The 15,291-nt window shown below is 72.4% G+C and carries 13 protein-coding genes; 4 read left to right on the forward strand and 9 right to left on the reverse strand.

Going from position 1 to position 15,291, the window contains the following annotated elements:
• Positions 1 to 19 precede the first annotated feature (19 nt).
• Positions 20 to 340 (forward strand): hypothetical protein, encoded by a 321-nt coding sequence (locus QP090_RS17160; protein ID WP_285939917.1) that lies wholly within the window; start codon positions 20 to 22, stop codon positions 338 to 340.
• A gap of 55 nt (positions 341 to 395) precedes the next feature.
• Here QP090_RS17160 and QP090_RS17165 read toward each other — a convergent pair whose 3' ends face one another.
• Positions 396 to 1,145 (reverse strand): L,D-transpeptidase family protein, encoded by a 750-nt coding sequence (locus tag QP090_RS17165; protein WP_285939918.1) that lies wholly within the window; start codon positions 1,143 to 1,145, stop codon positions 396 to 398.
• A gap of 163 nt (positions 1,146 to 1,308) precedes the next feature.
• Between QP090_RS17165 and QP090_RS17170 the strand changes: the two genes are divergently transcribed.
• From QP090_RS17170 to QP090_RS17180, 3 genes are all read left to right on the forward strand, one after another.
• Positions 1,309 to 1,956: a TetR/AcrR family transcriptional regulator gene (locus QP090_RS17170; RefSeq protein ID WP_285939919.1), complete on the forward strand. Its 648-nt coding sequence runs from the start codon at positions 1,309 to 1,311 to the stop codon at positions 1,954 to 1,956.
• A gap of 122 nt (positions 1,957 to 2,078) precedes the next feature.
• On the forward strand, positions 2,079 to 4,205 hold the full coding sequence (locus QP090_RS17175; RefSeq protein WP_285939920.1) for an acetate--CoA ligase family protein: 2,127 nt from the start codon (positions 2,079 to 2,081) through the stop codon (positions 4,203 to 4,205).
• Between the two features lie 100 nt (positions 4,206 to 4,305).
• Positions 4,306 to 5,511, forward strand: a complete 1,206-nt coding sequence (locus QP090_RS17180) for an amidohydrolase family protein (protein WP_285939921.1) — start codon at positions 4,306 to 4,308, stop codon at positions 5,509 to 5,511.
• A 110-nt stretch (positions 5,512 to 5,621) separates the two neighbouring features.
• Here QP090_RS17180 and QP090_RS17185 read toward each other — a convergent pair whose 3' ends face one another.
• The 8 genes from QP090_RS17185 to QP090_RS17220 form a co-directional block, all read right to left on the reverse strand.
• Positions 5,622 to 6,752 carry an ABC transporter substrate-binding protein gene (locus QP090_RS17185; protein ID WP_285939922.1) on the reverse strand — a complete coding sequence of 377 codons (1,131 nt, stop codon included), beginning with the start codon at positions 6,750 to 6,752 and terminating at the stop codon, positions 5,622 to 5,624.
• A 28-nt stretch (positions 6,753 to 6,780) separates the two neighbouring features.
• Positions 6,781 to 7,656 (reverse strand): ABC transporter permease, encoded by an 876-nt coding sequence (locus QP090_RS17190; protein ID WP_285939923.1) that lies wholly within the window; start codon positions 7,654 to 7,656, stop codon positions 6,781 to 6,783.
• Positions 7,653 to 8,366, reverse strand: coding sequence for an ABC transporter ATP-binding protein (locus tag QP090_RS17195; protein WP_285939924.1), 714 nt, complete (start codon positions 8,364 to 8,366; stop codon positions 7,653 to 7,655). Before QP090_RS17195 ends, QP090_RS17190 begins: the two co-directional genes overlap by 4 nt.
• Before the next feature lie 206 nt (positions 8,367 to 8,572).
• The gene (locus QP090_RS17200; protein WP_285939925.1) at positions 8,573 to 9,892 is read right to left on the reverse strand and encodes a CaiB/BaiF CoA transferase family protein; all 1,320 of its coding nucleotides are present in this window, start codon (positions 9,890 to 9,892) and stop codon (positions 8,573 to 8,575) included.
• A gap of 225 nt (positions 9,893 to 10,117) precedes the next feature.
• The gene (locus tag QP090_RS17205; RefSeq protein ID WP_285939926.1) at positions 10,118 to 11,401 is read right to left on the reverse strand and encodes a glutathionylspermidine synthase family protein; all 1,284 of its coding nucleotides are present in this window, start codon (positions 11,399 to 11,401) and stop codon (positions 10,118 to 10,120) included.
• Between the two features lie 23 nt (positions 11,402 to 11,424).
• Positions 11,425 to 12,684 carry an ATP-grasp domain-containing protein gene (locus QP090_RS17210; protein WP_285939927.1) on the reverse strand — a complete coding sequence of 420 codons (1,260 nt, stop codon included), beginning with the start codon at positions 12,682 to 12,684 and terminating at the stop codon, positions 11,425 to 11,427.
• 49 nt (positions 12,685 to 12,733) lie between these two features.
• Positions 12,734 to 14,011, reverse strand: a complete 1,278-nt coding sequence (locus QP090_RS17215; protein WP_285939928.1) for an MFS transporter — start codon at positions 14,009 to 14,011, stop codon at positions 12,734 to 12,736.
• Entirely contained in the window at positions 14,008 to 15,270 is a 1,263-nt protein-coding gene (locus QP090_RS17220) for an ATP-grasp domain-containing protein (RefSeq protein WP_285939929.1), read from the reverse strand. Before QP090_RS17220 ends, QP090_RS17215 begins: the two co-directional genes overlap by 4 nt.
• Positions 15,271 to 15,291: the final 21 nt, after the last annotated feature.

Consider the following 15,291-nt stretch of genomic DNA (forward strand, 5'->3'; position numbering starts at 1 on the left):
TGACCAGCACGGTCCACAGGTGGACGACTCCGGATCCGGGGCCGGTCCGATCATCGGCGGCGGCATGCACGATGATCGGCAGGAGCCGACGGGGCCACTGCTGGGCGAGGTGCTGGATCTGGTCGATCGGGCCACCGGCCATCTGACCCCCGACTACATCGAGGACCGTCTTCAGCAGATCCTCGCTCCCGCACCCCTGACACCCGACGCCTGGCAGGGCGGGCCCGGTTCCCTCACCGTCACCGGTGAGGGAACCGGGCCCGCCCCGATGGGCGAGTTCTCACTTCCGGACCGCTCCCGGACCCGCCGCTCAGAATGGCGCGGTCCAGAAGAGCCGTGACGCCCTCGTGAACGTCGACAGGATCCCCGGCGCGATGGCCACGCCGCGCCGGCCGTCAGGGGAACAGGGCCTGCCGGGTGCCCATGATGATCCGGTCACGCGGGTGCAGTGTCCTCATGACGGTCTCCAACTCGGGCCGGGCCAGCGCGACACAGCCCGCGGTCGGGGCCGCGCCGATGTGCATGAAGATCGCCGAGCCGTTCCCCTGCACGATCGGCGAGTCCGGGGGCCGGTTGTAGTCGATGACGACGGCCTGCTTGTACGGGCCGCTCCTCATGTACTCGGACAGGTTCTCGTCGGCCGGCGCGCACTCGCCCGGGTAGTACCGGTTGTAGCGTCCGTCGCCGATCGTCGAGCCCCAGCAGTCGCCGCTCTCCCGCAGCGTGCGGTAGGGGAGCGCGGTGCCGGGATCTCCCTCGCCGAACGCTTCGGTCAGGCTGTGGGAGCCGGTCGGGGTCTTGCCGTCGCCCTCGCGTTTCGCGCCCGGCTCCGCGAAACCGTTCCTGCCCACGTGCCCGGGGGCGGTCAGGGTCTGTCTCCAGAAGACGCCCCTCCGGGTGCATTCGGTGATGGCCACCTCGGTGGTCCCGTAGTCCGCCGCGACGGCGAACAGCACATGCCGGGCGGAGCCGGCCCCGTAGCGTGACAGGCCGAGGCCCAGCGCCTGGCAGGGACGGACCGCGCCCCTCTCCTTGGCCGTCGCGGACGGAGCGTGGACGGCCACGGTGGCGAGCGCCGCTCCCAGGCACAGGAGCGCGAGGACGGCCCGGCGGCCGTGCGGTCGGGGCCGAGCTCGGGTGGACATGCGTGCCATCTCCCTGGAGTGTTCCGGCTCACTCCATGTGACGGCCTGAGACCGGCACAGTCAACCGTTCGCCCTTGGCCGTCGGCCGCTTCCGGCCTCGCGGCCGACGCCGGGACGGCCGGATGCGACGTCGGATCGCGCTGGGAGGCACTAAACTGACGGTATGCCAGAAACCGTGCTGACCGCAGACGGCAGGGTCGCGGGCCGGCGTGCCAAGGCCACCCGGCAGAGGCTGCTGGACCGCCTCACGGAGATGCTCGCCACCTCGCCGTACCGCGACATCACGGTGATCGACGTGGCGCGGCGGGCCGGCACGTCGCCCGCCACCTTCTACCAGTACTTCGGCGACATCGAGGCCGCCGTCCTCACCATCGCGGCCGAGATGGCCGAGGGGGGCGGGCAGTTGCGCCCGCTCGTCGAGGACCAGCCGTGGACCGGGAAGTCCGGATACGAGACGGCGCGGCTCCTGGTCGACGGGTTCCTGGACTTCTGGCGCGACAACGAGCCCGTCCTGCGGGTGGTGGACCTCGCCACGATCGAGGGCGACGACCGCTTCCACGCGCTGCGCGTCCGCATGCTCAACAACGTGACGACCGCGCTCGCCGAGGTGATGGGCGAGTTGCAGCGGCGCGGGCGGGTGGCCGAGAACGTGAACCCGGAGGCGATGGCCGGGGCGCTCGTCGGGATGCTGGCGCACAACGCCGCCCACCAGCGGGGCTTCGAGGCCTGGGAGATCAGGGTCGAGGACCTGCGGGAGAGCATGGCCCAGCTTGTCTTCTGGGCCGTGTCGGGCAAGCGTCCCCCCAAGTAGCCGGCCCCCCGGGCCCGTCCCGGGCGGCGCGCACGCGAGCCGACCAGGACGGCCGCGGCCTTCTTCGCGCTTGTATCTGATGCCCCATCAGATACAAGCGCGCCTGAGGTTAAACTGACGGTATGTCAGATAACAGCCCACTGCGGGTCGAGGGCACGGAACGGGACGTGAGCGGCCGGGTCCTGGCGCTCCGCGACGAGGATCTCGGCGTGTTCTTCAGGCCGCGCACGCTCGCGGTCGTCGGCGCCTCGGACACGCCGGGACGGCCGAACACCGCCGTCTACCGGAGGCTGCGCGCCTGGGCCGAGCGCGTCGGCGCCCGCGTCCACCCGGTCAACCCCGGGCGCGACCAGGTGGACGGCGAGCCCTGCCACCGGTCGGTGGCCGAGGTGCCCGAGCCCATCGACGTCGCCGCCGTCCTGGTCGGCGACCCGTCCGGGGTGCTCGACGAGCTGGCCGCCGTCGGCGCCCGCTTCGCCGTGGTCTTCGCGTCCGGGTTCGCCGAACTCGGCGACGACGGCCGGGACGCCCAGGAGCGGATGGGCCGGCTCGCGCTGGACGGGCCCCGGGTGCTGGGCCCCAACACCAACCTCAACGCGTTCGAGGAGTTCCGCGAGGACCTGGACGGCCCCGCGATCGCGCTCATCTCGCAGAGCGGGCACCAGGGCCGCCCCGTCTTCCAGGCGCAGGAGCTCGGCGTCCGGGTGTCGCACTGGGCGCCGACCGGCAACGAGGCCGACCTGGAGTTCGCCGACTTCCTCCGGCACTTCGCCGACCTGCCGGAGGTCGGCGCGGTGGCCGGGTACGTCGAGGGCTTCAAGGACGGCCGCACCCTGATGCTCGCCGCCGACCACGCCGCGCGGCGCGGCGTGCCGGTCGTGGTGGTGAAGGTCGGGCGGACCCGGGACGGCGCGTCCATGGCCGCCTCGCACACCGGCAAGCTCACCGGGTCCGACGCGGTCGCCTCCGCGGTCCTCGGGCAGTTCGGCGTCACCCGGGTCGACGGGCTCGACGAGCTGCTGGACACCTCGCAGCTACTGGCCCGCGCGAAGCCGCCGGTGAGCAGCGGCGTCTGCGTGTACGCCATCTCGGGCGGCACCGGCGCCCACATGGCCGACCTGTGCTCGGCGGCCGGCCTGGACCTGCCCGAGCTGTCGGCCGGGACGCAGGAGGCGCTGCACCAGTGGATCCCCGGGTACCTGCGGGTCTCCAACCCGGTCGACAACGGCGGCCACCCGGTCGGCGACTGGCGTGGCCGCCGCATCCTGGAGACGCTCGTGGCCGACCCCGCGGTCGGCGTGCTGATCTGCCCGATCACCGGCGCGTTCCCGCCGATGAGCGACGTCCTGGCCCGGGACCTGGCCGAGATCGCCGAGCGCACCGACAAGCCGATCTGCGTGGTGTGGGGCTCGCCGGCCGGCACCGAGCCGGCGTACCGGGACACCCTGCTCGGCTCGCGCCGGCTGGCGGTGTTCCGCACGTTCGCCAACTGCGTCGGGGCGGTGCGCGCCTACCTCGGCTTCCACGAGTTCCAGGGCCGGTACCGGTCCCCGTTCCCCGGTGCGCCGCGCACTCCCTCGCCGGCCGCCGTCGGGGCGCGGCGGCTGCTCGCCTCCGGTCCCGCGTCGGAGCACACGGCCAAGGAGCTGCTGCGCGAGTACGGCATCCGGACGCCCCGCGAGGAGCTGGCGGGCAGCGCCGCGGCGGCGGTGCGCGCCGCGGCGGCGATCGGGTTCCCGGTCGTCCTCAAGGGGTGCGGGCCGGACGTGGCGCACAAGTCCGACCTCGGGCTGGTGCACCTGAACCTGCGGTCGGCGGCGCAGGTGCGCGAGGCGTACCGGCGGGTCACCGAGCACGAGGGGGTCGACGCGGCGCTGGTCTGCGAGCAGGTGCGGGGCGGCGTCGAGACGGTCGTCGGCCTGGCCCACGACGAGCTGTTCGGCCCCACGGTGATGGCCGGTCTGGGTGGGGTCTTCGTCGAGGTGTTCCAGGACGTGGCGTTCCGGGTGCCGCCGTTCGACGCCGCCGAGGCCCACCGGATGCTGGCCGGGCTGCGCGGGTTCCCGCTGCTGGGCGGGGCCCGGGGCCGGCCGGCGGCGGACGTCGGCGCGCTGGTCGAGGTGATCATGAAGGTGCAGCGGATGGGGCTGGAGCTCGACGGCGTGCTCACCGAGCTGGACATCAACCCGCTCGCCGTGCTCCCCACCGGTGCCGTCGCGCTCGACGCGCTGGCCGTCACCACCAGATAGCTGACGCCCCGTCAGTTCGGCCCGCCGACCGTCTTCCGCAATCGGCGACGCGCTACTACCTTGTATCTGACGACCCGTCAGATGAGTTGGGATGTGCATCATGAGCCTGTCCTTCGGCGAGCTACCGAAGATCATCAGCGTCGATGACCACGTGGTCGAGCCGCCGCACGTCTGGCAGACCTGGCTGCCCGCCAGGCTCCGCGACCGCGGCCCGCGGATCGAGCGCCGCGGCATCGGCGAGGTCGAGCACATCGGCGGCGGCACCTACCGCCAGACCTTCGACGACGACGGCCCGCAGGCCGACTGCTGGGTCTACGAGGACCTCGTCTACATCCACAAGCGCCACGTCGCCGCCGTGGGGTTCGACCGCGACGACATGACGATGTCCCCCATCACCTACGACGAGATGCGGCCGGGCTGCTGGGACCCCAAGGCCCGGATCGCGGACATGGAGCTCAACCATGTCGAGGCCTCGCTGTGCTTCCCCACCTTCCCCCGCTTCTGCGGGCAGACCTTCACCGAGGCCAAGGACCGCGAGCTCGGCCTGGCCTGCGTGCGGGCCTACAACGACTGGATGGTCGAGGAGTGGTGCGGCGACTCGGGCGGACGGCTGATCCCGCTCTGCCTGATCCCGCTTTGGGACGCCGAGCTGGCGGCCCAGGAGGTCCGCCGCAACGCCGCCCGGGGGGTGCGCGCGGTCTGCTTCAGCGAGATCCCGCCGCACCTCGGGCTGCCGAGCGTCCACTCCGGCGCCTGGGACCCGTTCTTCGCCGCCTGCCAGGAGACCGGCACGGTCGTGAGCATGCACATCGGGTCGTCGTCCAAGATGCCCGCCACCTCCGCCGACGCGCCGCCCGCGGTCTCCGCCGCGCTCTCGTTCAACAACGCGATGGCCTCGCTGTGCGACTTCCTGTTCTCCGGGGTCCTGGTCCGGTTCCCGCAGTTGGAACTGGCCTACTCCGAGGGCCAGATCGGCTGGCTGCCCTACGTCCTGGAGCGGGTCGACGACGTGTGGGAGGAGCACCGGGCCTGGGGCGGCGTGCGCGACGCGATCCCGGAGCCGCCGTCGGCCTACTTCCGCCGCCAGGTGTACGGCTGCTTCTTCCGCGACGTGCACGGCCTGGAGTCGCTGCACCGGATCGGCGTCGACCGGGTGACCTTCGAGACCGACTACCCGCACACCGACTCGACCTGGCCGCACACCAAGAAGGTGGCCGAGGAGATGTTCCAGGGGCTGGACGCCGAGACCGTCTACAAGATCACGCGCGGCAACGCGATCCGGATGCTCAAGCTCGACCTGGTCTGAGCGCACCCCGGAACGCCGCACGGCCCCGGAACCGTTCCCGGTTCCGGGGCCGTGCTGTGCTGTGTCGTGTCGTGCCTTGTGTGCGGTGCCGTTTGGTGTGCGGCGCTGGGTCAGGGCTTGTGGCCCACGGCCTCCGCGTAGAAGGTACGGTCGACGGCCTCGGACTCGGGCACCGCCTTGCCCAGGGCGCCGCCGTCGACAAAGGCCCGCTGCAACCGGTCGGTGGTGCCCTTGCGGATCTCCCAGTCCCATACCGGGGCCGGGACGGCGGTCAGGCTCTCCGGCTTGAGGCCGAGGCTCGACGCGACCTCCCCGACGAACGCGGTGTTCTTCTTGTAGTCCCCGTCGAAGTAGGTGTTCACGATCCGGACCAGGGCGCGGACGAACGCGACGCCCGCGTCCGGGTTGGTGCGCAGCATGCCGGGCCCGTAGATCATGCCGCCGAGCGGCTCGCCGAGGGGCTGGCCGCCGAGGAAGTGGACCCCGGGATTGCCCTCCACCTGCTTCCAGACCGGGTCGACCACCCACGCCGCGTCCACGCCGCCGTTCTCCAGCGCGGTCACCGTGTCGGCGGGCCCGGTCAGGCTGGTGAAGCGCACCTTCTTGAGGTCGGTGCCGTGCCGGCCCAGCACCTGGCTCATCGGATAGGTGATCACGCTGCCCTTGCCGATGAGCGTGCCCACCTGCGCGTTGCCGAGCTGGATGGAGCCGGGCGCGGTGCCCTTCGGGGCGCGGGCCCAGAGCCCGGACTTGGACTCGGGGTTGGAGGAGTAGTTGCCCAGCACCCAGCGGAGTTCGAACTTCTGCTGGAGGCCGTTGAAGAACGCCGCCTCGGGCGCGGACCACATCGCGTCGAGGTCGCCCTTGGCCAGCAGCGGGATCGAGTCGGCGACCCCGAGCTGCTTGAAGTCGACGTCCAGGTTCTCCTTGGCGAACTCGCCCTTGGCGATGCCAAGCCGCAGCGTGGCCACGAACTCGGCCGACCCGGTGCTGGACGACACCGTGATCTTGGTCTTCTTGGCGAGCGGCTTGGGCGCGGGCGCGCCCGGCTTGCACCGGGCCGGCTCGCGGTCCGGCGCGAGGTTGCTTGGATCGCTCCAGGCCGTCGGGCCGCAGCCCTCCACCGGGGTGATCGGACGTACCTCGCGCGGGGTGTCGGCGCTGACGGCGCCCCCTCCGCCGCACGCGCCGACGGCGAGCGCCATCGTGGCGATGATCGGAACGAATACGGGAAGTCTCATTTTTTTCCTCCGGCACCGAAACGCCTGGTCAGGTACGGACGCGATCCCGGTCATCGGGCGCCCAGGGGGTCAGCCGCCGGCCGAGGAACCGGATGATCTCGGAGAAGATCACGCCGAGCACCGCGACGCAGACGATGCCGACGTACATCACGTCGTTCTGGAACAGCGCCCGCGAATTGAAGATCAGATAGCCCAGCCCCTCGGTCGCCGCGACGAACTCCGAGGCCACGATGACCAGGACGGACACGCCCGCCGCGATCCGGGTGCCGACCAGGATCTGGGGCAGCGCGCCGGGCAGCAGCACGTGCCGGAACATCTGCCACCGGCCGGCCCCGAAGACCGTGCCCGCCTCGCGGTACCCCTCCGGGACGGCCAGGAACGCCGACATCGTGGAGATCCACACGAAGAAGAAGACGGTGGCGGCGACCAGCGCGAGCTGCGGCCCCTCGCCCAGGCCGAACATGTTGAGGAAGATCGGCAGCAGCGCCAGCTTCGGCACCACGTAGAGCGCGTCGAGCAACGGCTCCAGCGCGGCGCGCACCGTCCGCGAGGTGCCCATCACCAGGCCCAGCAGCACGCCGATGCCGGTGCCGAGCAGGAAGCCGAGGACGACCCGGCGGGTCGTCGCCCAGACGTCCGGCCAGAGCTTGCCGTCCAGGGCGAGGTCCCACCCGTTGGCGACGATCGTGGTCGGCGACGGGTACAGCCGCGCGTCGATCCAGCCCTGGTCCGAGGCGGTCTGCCACAGCCCGATGAGGACGACGGGGACCGTGATCGCCAGCCCGAGCTCCAGCGTGCGCCGGCGTGCCGCCGCGCTCGCCGGGGACCGCTCCGCGGGTCCCGGCTCGCGTACGATAATCCGTTCTTCGCCCTGCCCCTTCGGCAAGGCCCGCTGCTCGGTCATCTCCCACCACCTCCGGCCGGCTCGATCTCGCCCCGCAGCAGGTCCCACAGCTCGGCCTTCAGCTCCGCGCACTCGGGCGAGTGCCGGACGTCGCCGCTGCGGGGACGGCCGAACGGGGGCGTGCGCTCGGCCAGGACGTGGCCGGGGCGGGCGCTCATCACCAGGACCCGGTCGCCGAGGACGATGGCCTCCTCCAGGCTGTGGGTGACGAACAGGACGGTGCGCCGGTCCGCCTCGCAGATCGCCAGCAGCTCCTCCTGGAGGATGGTGCGCAGTTGCGCGTCGAGCGCGGCGAACGGCTCGTCCATCAGCAGGATCTCCGGCTCCACGGCCAGGGCGCGGGCGATCGACACGCGCTGCCGCATGCCGCCCGACAGGGAGGCCGGGTAGGCGTCGGCGAAGTCGGTCAGCCCCATCCGGGAGAGCCAGTCGCGGGCCCGCTTCGTCGCCTGCTTGCGCGGGACGCCCTGGACGTCCAGGCCGAACCGGACGTTGGCGAGCACGGTCTTCCAGGGGTAGATGCCGTAGTCCTGGAAGATCATCGCGGCCGGATTCGGGGCCGTGGCGCGGATCTCCAGGCGTCCGGCACTGGGCCGCAGGAGCCCGGCGACCAGCCGCAGGAACGTCGACTTGCCGCATCCGGACGGTCCGACCAGGCAGCAGAACTCGCCCGCCGCGATGTCGAGGTCGATCGGCCCCAGGGCGTGCACGTCCGCGCGGCCACGGCGGAACCGGCGCTCGACACCGGTCGCGCTGATCGCGGCGGGCGGTGGCTCCGAATCGTGCCGTGGGATCGTAGAACCCGTTCTATTTTGGGCGAGTTCCATGGTCTCACCTCCAAGGACGCAGTGGAAGCGACAATATGATGGGTCGTCAGATCTGTGCAATAGAAAACGTGGGCCGTCTCCCGGCGATGTCAGCCGCCGGGCGTGCCGGAGCCGCCCGGCGCGCCGCCCGGCGCGTCCGGTCCGCCCGGTGTCTTTGGTCCGCCCGGTGCGCCCAGCGCGCCGGACTCGCGCAGCCGCGCGATCGTCGGCGGGTCGTAGCCGAGCACCTCGCGCAGGATCTCCCCGGTGTGCTCGCCCAGTTCCGGGGCGCGGCCGGGGACCCGGGTCTCCTCGCCGACGAACCTGATCGGGCTCGGCAACTGGTCGGTGCCGAGGCGCTCGGCCGGCAGCCAGGGCAGGCGGTCCTGGAACTGCGGGTCGGCGGCCAGCGTCCGGGGCGTGTTCACCGGCCCGATCGGCACGTTGTGCTCGACCCCGAACGCGAGCCACTCGGCGCTGCCGCGGCCGGCGAAGATCTCCGTCAGCGCGGCGCGCAGCACGGTGTCGCCGACGGCGTGGTCGGCGTAGCGCGAACCCGGATGCCGGTCGAACAGGTCCGGGCGGCCGACGGCGACGCAGAAGTTGCGCCAGAGCTCGCGTTCGGAGGCCATGAGCAGGATGTGGCCGTCCGCGGTCGCGTAGAACTGGTAGCGCACCCCGTCGCGCATGCCGGCCGTCCCGGGCTCGCGGCGCCGGTACCCGTCGGTGCGGTTGCCGGTGACCTCGCTCTCCGGCCGCTCGTAGGCCCGCCAGGTCTCGCTGCGCAGCCAGTCCATCGACGCGGCGGCGTCCGACTGCGCGACCTCCAGCCGCCCTCCGGCCCCGGTCGCCCGCGCGCGGATGACCGCGGCGAGGATGCCGAGGGCGGCGAACAGCGGGCCCGCGTTGATGCCCGTCGACGGGTGCTCGGGGATCGCCCAGTGGCCGTCCCCGGCCGGTTCCGGGCGGACGAGCCCGGCCCAGGTGTCGAAGGCGACGCCGTGGGCCGGCAGGGTGCGGTACGGGCCGGTCTCGCCGTACCCGGAGATGCCGCAGAACACGACGCGCGGATTGACCTTGCTGAGCACCTCGGGTCCGACGCCCCGGCGTTCCAGGCCGCCCGGCCGCATCGCCTCCACCACGACGTCCGCGCCCCGGGCCAGGTCGAGGAAGACCTCCCGCCCCTCGGCGGTGCGCAGGTCGAGCACGACGCTGCGCTTGCCCCGGCTGATGTGCAGGTGCATCAGCGACACCCCCGCCACGAGCGGCCAGGTCGTCTCGCGGAGGTAGTCGCCCCGCGGCGGCTCGACCTTGATCACGTCGGCGCCGAGGTCGGCCAGGTGCGTGGTGACGGCACCGGGCCCGAGCATCGACGCCTCGACGATCCGGACCCCGGCGAGTGGCGCGTCGGGCCGGGTGTGAGTTTCCATCGGGACCACGCCTCCGAGAGCCGGCCGGACGGGCGGCACCGGACCGCCCGTTTCTGACTGGCCGTCAGATTAGCGCCATGGAGGCAGAACTGAAAGACCGTCAGGTGACCGACCTGCTCCCGGCCCGCCCTCCCGGAAGCCCACGCCGAGGACGCCCCGACGCGCAGAGGACGGACGAGCGGTCCGCTCGTCCGTCCTCATGGGGGAGTGCCCGAGGGGCCTGTGTCAGTAGTGGAACGCCGAGGTCACCTTGGCGCCCTTGCTCCCCAGGTTGACGACGGAACCCGCCTCGGGCGGCACGGCCCGGCAGAACACACCGCCGTACCCGGCGGGGAAGGCGAAGATCCCCCAGACGGCCCGCCAGTCCTCGACCACGCCGGTCTCGGGGTCCATGACCGGTTCCGGGACGGGGTCGACGCGGCGCTGGACGATGTAGCCGTCGTCGCAGCCGGCGAGCGTCTCGGCCCACTCCCGGTCGGTCTGCTCCCAGCCGACCCGGATGCCCCGGCCCGACAGGCCCGCGAACGGTTTGAGGATCATGTGCTCGCGCTCGGCGCGGACGCGGTCGACGAGCTCCGGGGTGAGGGTCCGCGTCCAGGGCAGGATGCGGTCGATCAGCGCGTTCTCGTCCGCCGACAGGTCGGCCCGGAAACCGGGGTCGGACACGAGCGGCAGGCAGCTCTTGAGCGCGAGCATCGCGCTGTTCAGCGGCGTCCAGAGGACGACGTCGCCCTCCTCGTGCGCGCGCATGACGGCTTCGGCGTACTCCTCGTTGCGCGGGTCCCCGACCAGCTGGTTGACCGAGAAGTAGCGCAGGACGAGGTCGATCGGCCGGTCCTGCACGTACACCCGGCCGCCCTTGACCCGCACCTCGTCGAGCTCGCCGTACACCAGCTCGACGCCGTACCGGCTCATGGTCTCCTGGAAGGAACGGTGCAGGGACTCGTACGCCGGCATGCCGCCGATGGCCTCCAGCGTGGCGACGACGGGCGCCTCCTTCCCGGTGGCCTCGGCGAGCTGCGCGGCGATGGCCGCCGGGGTGTCGACGTGCGTCAGGCCGTGCTCGGCCGCGAACCCGGCGAACGGCTTGGTGGCGAGCAGGGCCCGGTTGACCTCGCTGAGGTCGACGCCGCCGAGCTCGCTGCCGACGTTGAACTCCAGCAGCCGGAAGTTCGCGCCGTCGTCGTGGAGATCGGCCCGGCCGTACAGGTGCGGCCGGTCGGTGAACCGGAGCATCAGCTCGGCGCGCCGCTCGTCGGCGCCGATCGCGGCGCAGTACTTGCGGACGTCGCCGCCGAAGAGCCGGTCCGGCAGCGACGCCATCAGGTCGAACAGGCCGGCGACGTCGGCGGCGGCACGGCGGATCCGGTCCTCCGCGCAGAACAGCGGACGCGGCAGGAGGTAGTCCCGCCAGGCTTGGCCGAACACCTCGGGGAGCTCGGTGTCGGCCATGACGCCGCGCAGGCCGCCGTCCGTCGTGCAGGCGTCCAGGTACTTCTGGGTGACCATCGGTGGCCTCCTCCTCGTGGTGGTCAGGCGTCCGGGGTGACGATCAGGTCCTTCTCGATCTTCCGGACGGCCTCCCGGTCGGCGTGGATCTGGTCGCTGCTCTCGTGCGCGAGGATGATGTAGCCCATCGTCATGCTGGCGAGCAGGTCGGTGCTGGCGTCGACGTGGTCGCCGGTCCGCACGACGTGCACCGGCGAGTGGTAGCTCGGCAGCTCGCGGGCCAGGTCGTAGATCTCGGCGTTGCGCACGGTCCCCGTCGAGTGCGACATCAGGAACACCGCCATGACGTTGCGCCGGAGGGTGTACCCGGGCGGCATCTCGGCGCCGAGCCCCCGGCACACGTCCACGATCCGGGTGACCTGGCTCCCGCCGGTGGCGATCTCGGTGACGGCGGGGTTGCCCGCGCCCGCGAGCCGCGCGTTGACCTCCACCAGCCGGGGCCCGTCCGAGGTCATCATGATCTCGGTGTGCGCGGCCCAGTTCCGCAGCCCGACCGCGTCCAGCGCGCCGAGGCCGTAGTCGATCAGGTCGCCGTAGCGGTCGCGGTCGTAGGGCAGCCACTCGACGCTGTCGTAGACCGCGATGCCCTCGCCGAACGGGATCCGCTTGTACTTGATGATGTCGGTGACCGAGTGCCGCCCGTCGTGGCTGACGGTGTCGACGGCGTACTCGGTGCCGGTGAGATGCTCCATGACCAGCACCTCGTCGGTCACCTCGTCGAGCTTGTCGCGGGTGCCGAGCAGCGCCTCGAACTGCTCGCGCCAGCCGCGCCCGCCCGGCGCGAGGCTCACCCCGACGGTGGCCGCGCTGGCCGGGGGTTTGATCACCAGGTTCGCACCGGTCAGCCCCTCCCGCTCGATCCAGCCCGCCGCCTCGTCGGCGTCGCGGGTGCAGATCTGCCGGGGGACCGGCAGGCCCGCGGCGGCGACGGCCTGGTGCATGAGGTACTTGTGCCGCCGGGCGTCCACCAGCCCGGGGACGTTGGACGACGCGGGCGTCAGGGCGTCCGAGAGCTCCTGCGCCAGGTGCAGCGCCGACTCGAGGCCGGGGATGACGGCGATCGGGTTCAGCGCCCGGAGCCGCCCGGTCGTCTCGGCCAGGTCGCCGTGATGGTTGATGATCGCGTCGAAGTTGCCGGGCTCGTGCGCGGCGTGCAGCGGCGCCCAGGCCGGGACCGCGTAGTCCAGCACGGCCACCGGGCTGAGGCCCGCCGCCCGCAGCGCGGGCGCGATCATCGCCGCCGAGGTGAAGGGCTGCACGATCGCGACGACTGGTCTGTCCATGACGTTCACCTTCGATTCCGGTTGGTCTGTTGGTGACGGGGCCCGGTCCTCACTCGGTGTCGGCGGTGGCCAGCGCGGGCTCGGCGGGCTCCGGCCCGGTGTCCCGGCAGCGCAGCCCCGCGCCCGCCGAGACGAGCACCGCGGCGGCCACCGCGAAGCCTCCGGTGAGCACCCACACGCCGGAGCCCCAGGCGTGCCACCCGGCCGTGCCGACCAAGGGGCCGACGGCGTAGCCGATCTGCTGCGGTACGGTCGCCGCGCCGATGTAGCGGGCGCGCAGGGCGGGCGGGGCGACCAGGCCGGGATAGGCCATCATCGACGGCGCGGCGATGACCTCCCCGAACGTCCACACCACGGTCGCGAACACGAGCATCGCCACCGGGGTGGGCCCGACGAAGATCAGGTGGCCGATCCCGAGGACCGCCATCCCGGCCGCCATCGGAACCCCGATCGGCAGCCGCTGCGTCCACTTGGACAGCAGCACCTCGCACACGATCACGATGGACCCGTTGACGGCCAGCAGGATCGCGTACACCTGCTCGCTGTGGCCCGACCCCTTGACGAACAGCGGCAGCGCGGCCGAGCTCTGGATGTAGGCGATCGCGGTCAGGAACAGGCCGAGGACGACGAGCATGAAGCGCCGGTCGGCGAGCACGTGCCGGTAGCCGGGGCGCTCCCCGCCGGTCGCGGCCTTCCCGGCCTCGGCGCCGGTGCCCGCGTCGCGGCCGGAGCCGAGCGCCGCGAAGGCGACGATGCCGAAGGCCAGCGACGCGGCGGCGTCGACGTAGAACAGCAGGTCATAGGACGCGTAGGCCAGCAGGAGGGCCGCGGCCAGCGGGCCGACCGTCGCCCCCACGTTGAACGTGAGCCGCAGCATCGAGAAGACCATGACGTGCCGGTCCTTCGGGGTCAGCTCCACGACCCACGCCATGGCCGCGGGCCGGTACGCGTTCGCGGTCAGCCCCGCCCCGCACGCCACCACGACGGCCACCCACACGTTGGGGACGTGCACCAGGGCCGCGGTGAGGACGGCCGTCCCCGCCATCGAGCCGACGATGACCCACCGGTAGCCGACGCGGTCCGCGACCGCGCCGCCGACCGCGGACCCGGAGATCCGGCCGACCATCAGCGCGGTGAGGACGACGCCGCTCTCCCCGACGCTGAAGCCCCGCTTGGTGAGGAACAGCACCAGGAACGCGTTCAGGAACGCGGCGAGATTGCTGATCAGGTTGCCCACGACCAGGATCCGGACCGGCCCGCTCATCTCCCGCAGCGTGGCCAGGATGGTCGGATGCGGCTCGGCCTGCTGCGGCTTCGCCGGGCTCACGGCGCCGGCTCCAGCGGGGTCCCGGCGAAGGTGAAGAACCGTCCGGTGTCGGCGACGGCCGCGCGGCTCTCCGCGAGCGTCCCGGCGACCGCGATCACGTACCCGCTGCGGGCCAGGCTGCGCGGCGGCAGCCGCACCTGCGCGCCGGGCTGCGTCCCGATCTCCAGCTCGACGACGGGCGGCACCAGGAACTCCGGATGCACCCGCGCCGAGGTGATCTCCATGTCGTACGGCGGATAGCCGAACCTCACCGACGCGGCGAGCAGCGGCCCGGGATGCGCCACCTCCGGCGCCCGGCCCGCGACGGCGTCGGCCGCGGCGAGCGGCGCGTTGACACCGGACGTCAGCCGGCCCAGGTGCGGGATCATCCCGCCGCCGAGCCGGGCGTTGATCTCGATGACGTGCATCGCGCCGCGGCTGAGCTTGAACTCGAGGTGGGTGTAGCCGTCGGCGAACCCGACCGCCTCGTGCGCGCGGCGCGCCAGGTCGTGCACGACCGGGTCGGAGAGCAGCGGATCGTTCGCGTCCACGTCATGGCCGACCTCCTCGAACGCGAACCCGCCCTCCCCGAGGACCTTGCGCGCCACGATCAGCGGCGTGCAGGTGCCCCGGTGCAGCACGCACTCGACGGAGATCTCGGGACCCTCGAGGAACTCCTCGACGATCACGTAGTCCTCGAACTGCCGGATACCGCCCATCCGGACCCCGTCGGTGAGGGCGTACGCCTCGTCCAGGTCCTCCGGCCCTTCGACCTTGCGCACGCCCATGCTGCCGCCGAGGTTGCGCGGCTTGAGGATGAGCGGGTAGCCGATCTCGGCGGCGAACGCGCGGGCCGCGTCCAGGGACGAGACGGCCTTCGACATCGGCTGCGGGAGCCCGGCCTTCCGCAGCGCCTCGCGGGTCGCGCTCTTGTCGCGGCAGCGCGCGACCGCGTCCGGGGTGAAGGTGGTGAGCCCGAGCGCGCCGCTCAGGTGCGCCGCGGTCTCGACATAGACCTCGTCGTAGCAGTAGACCCCGGCGACCTCGTGGTGGTCGGCCACCTCCCGGGCCGCGGCCGTCAGCTTGTCCAGGTCGAGGCAGTCGACCACCGTGTGGCCCTCGATGTAGGGGTCCTCCCAGGTGGGCGGGGCCGGGTTCAGCAGCCACAGCCGGTACCGCGCCGACACCGACTCCAGGATGTAGGCGCGGTAGACCCGGTAGCTGCTCGCGACGAGGAGGAGGAGCGGGCGGTCGTCGCCCGCCGGCGGGCGGTGTGGCATGCGGACCTCGATCGAACTCGG

The sequence above is a fragment of the Actinomadura xylanilytica genome, from assembly GCF_030283145.1.
In the GTDB taxonomy this organism is placed as follows: Bacteria; Actinomycetota; Actinomycetes; order Streptosporangiales; family Streptosporangiaceae; genus Spirillospora; species Spirillospora xylanilytica.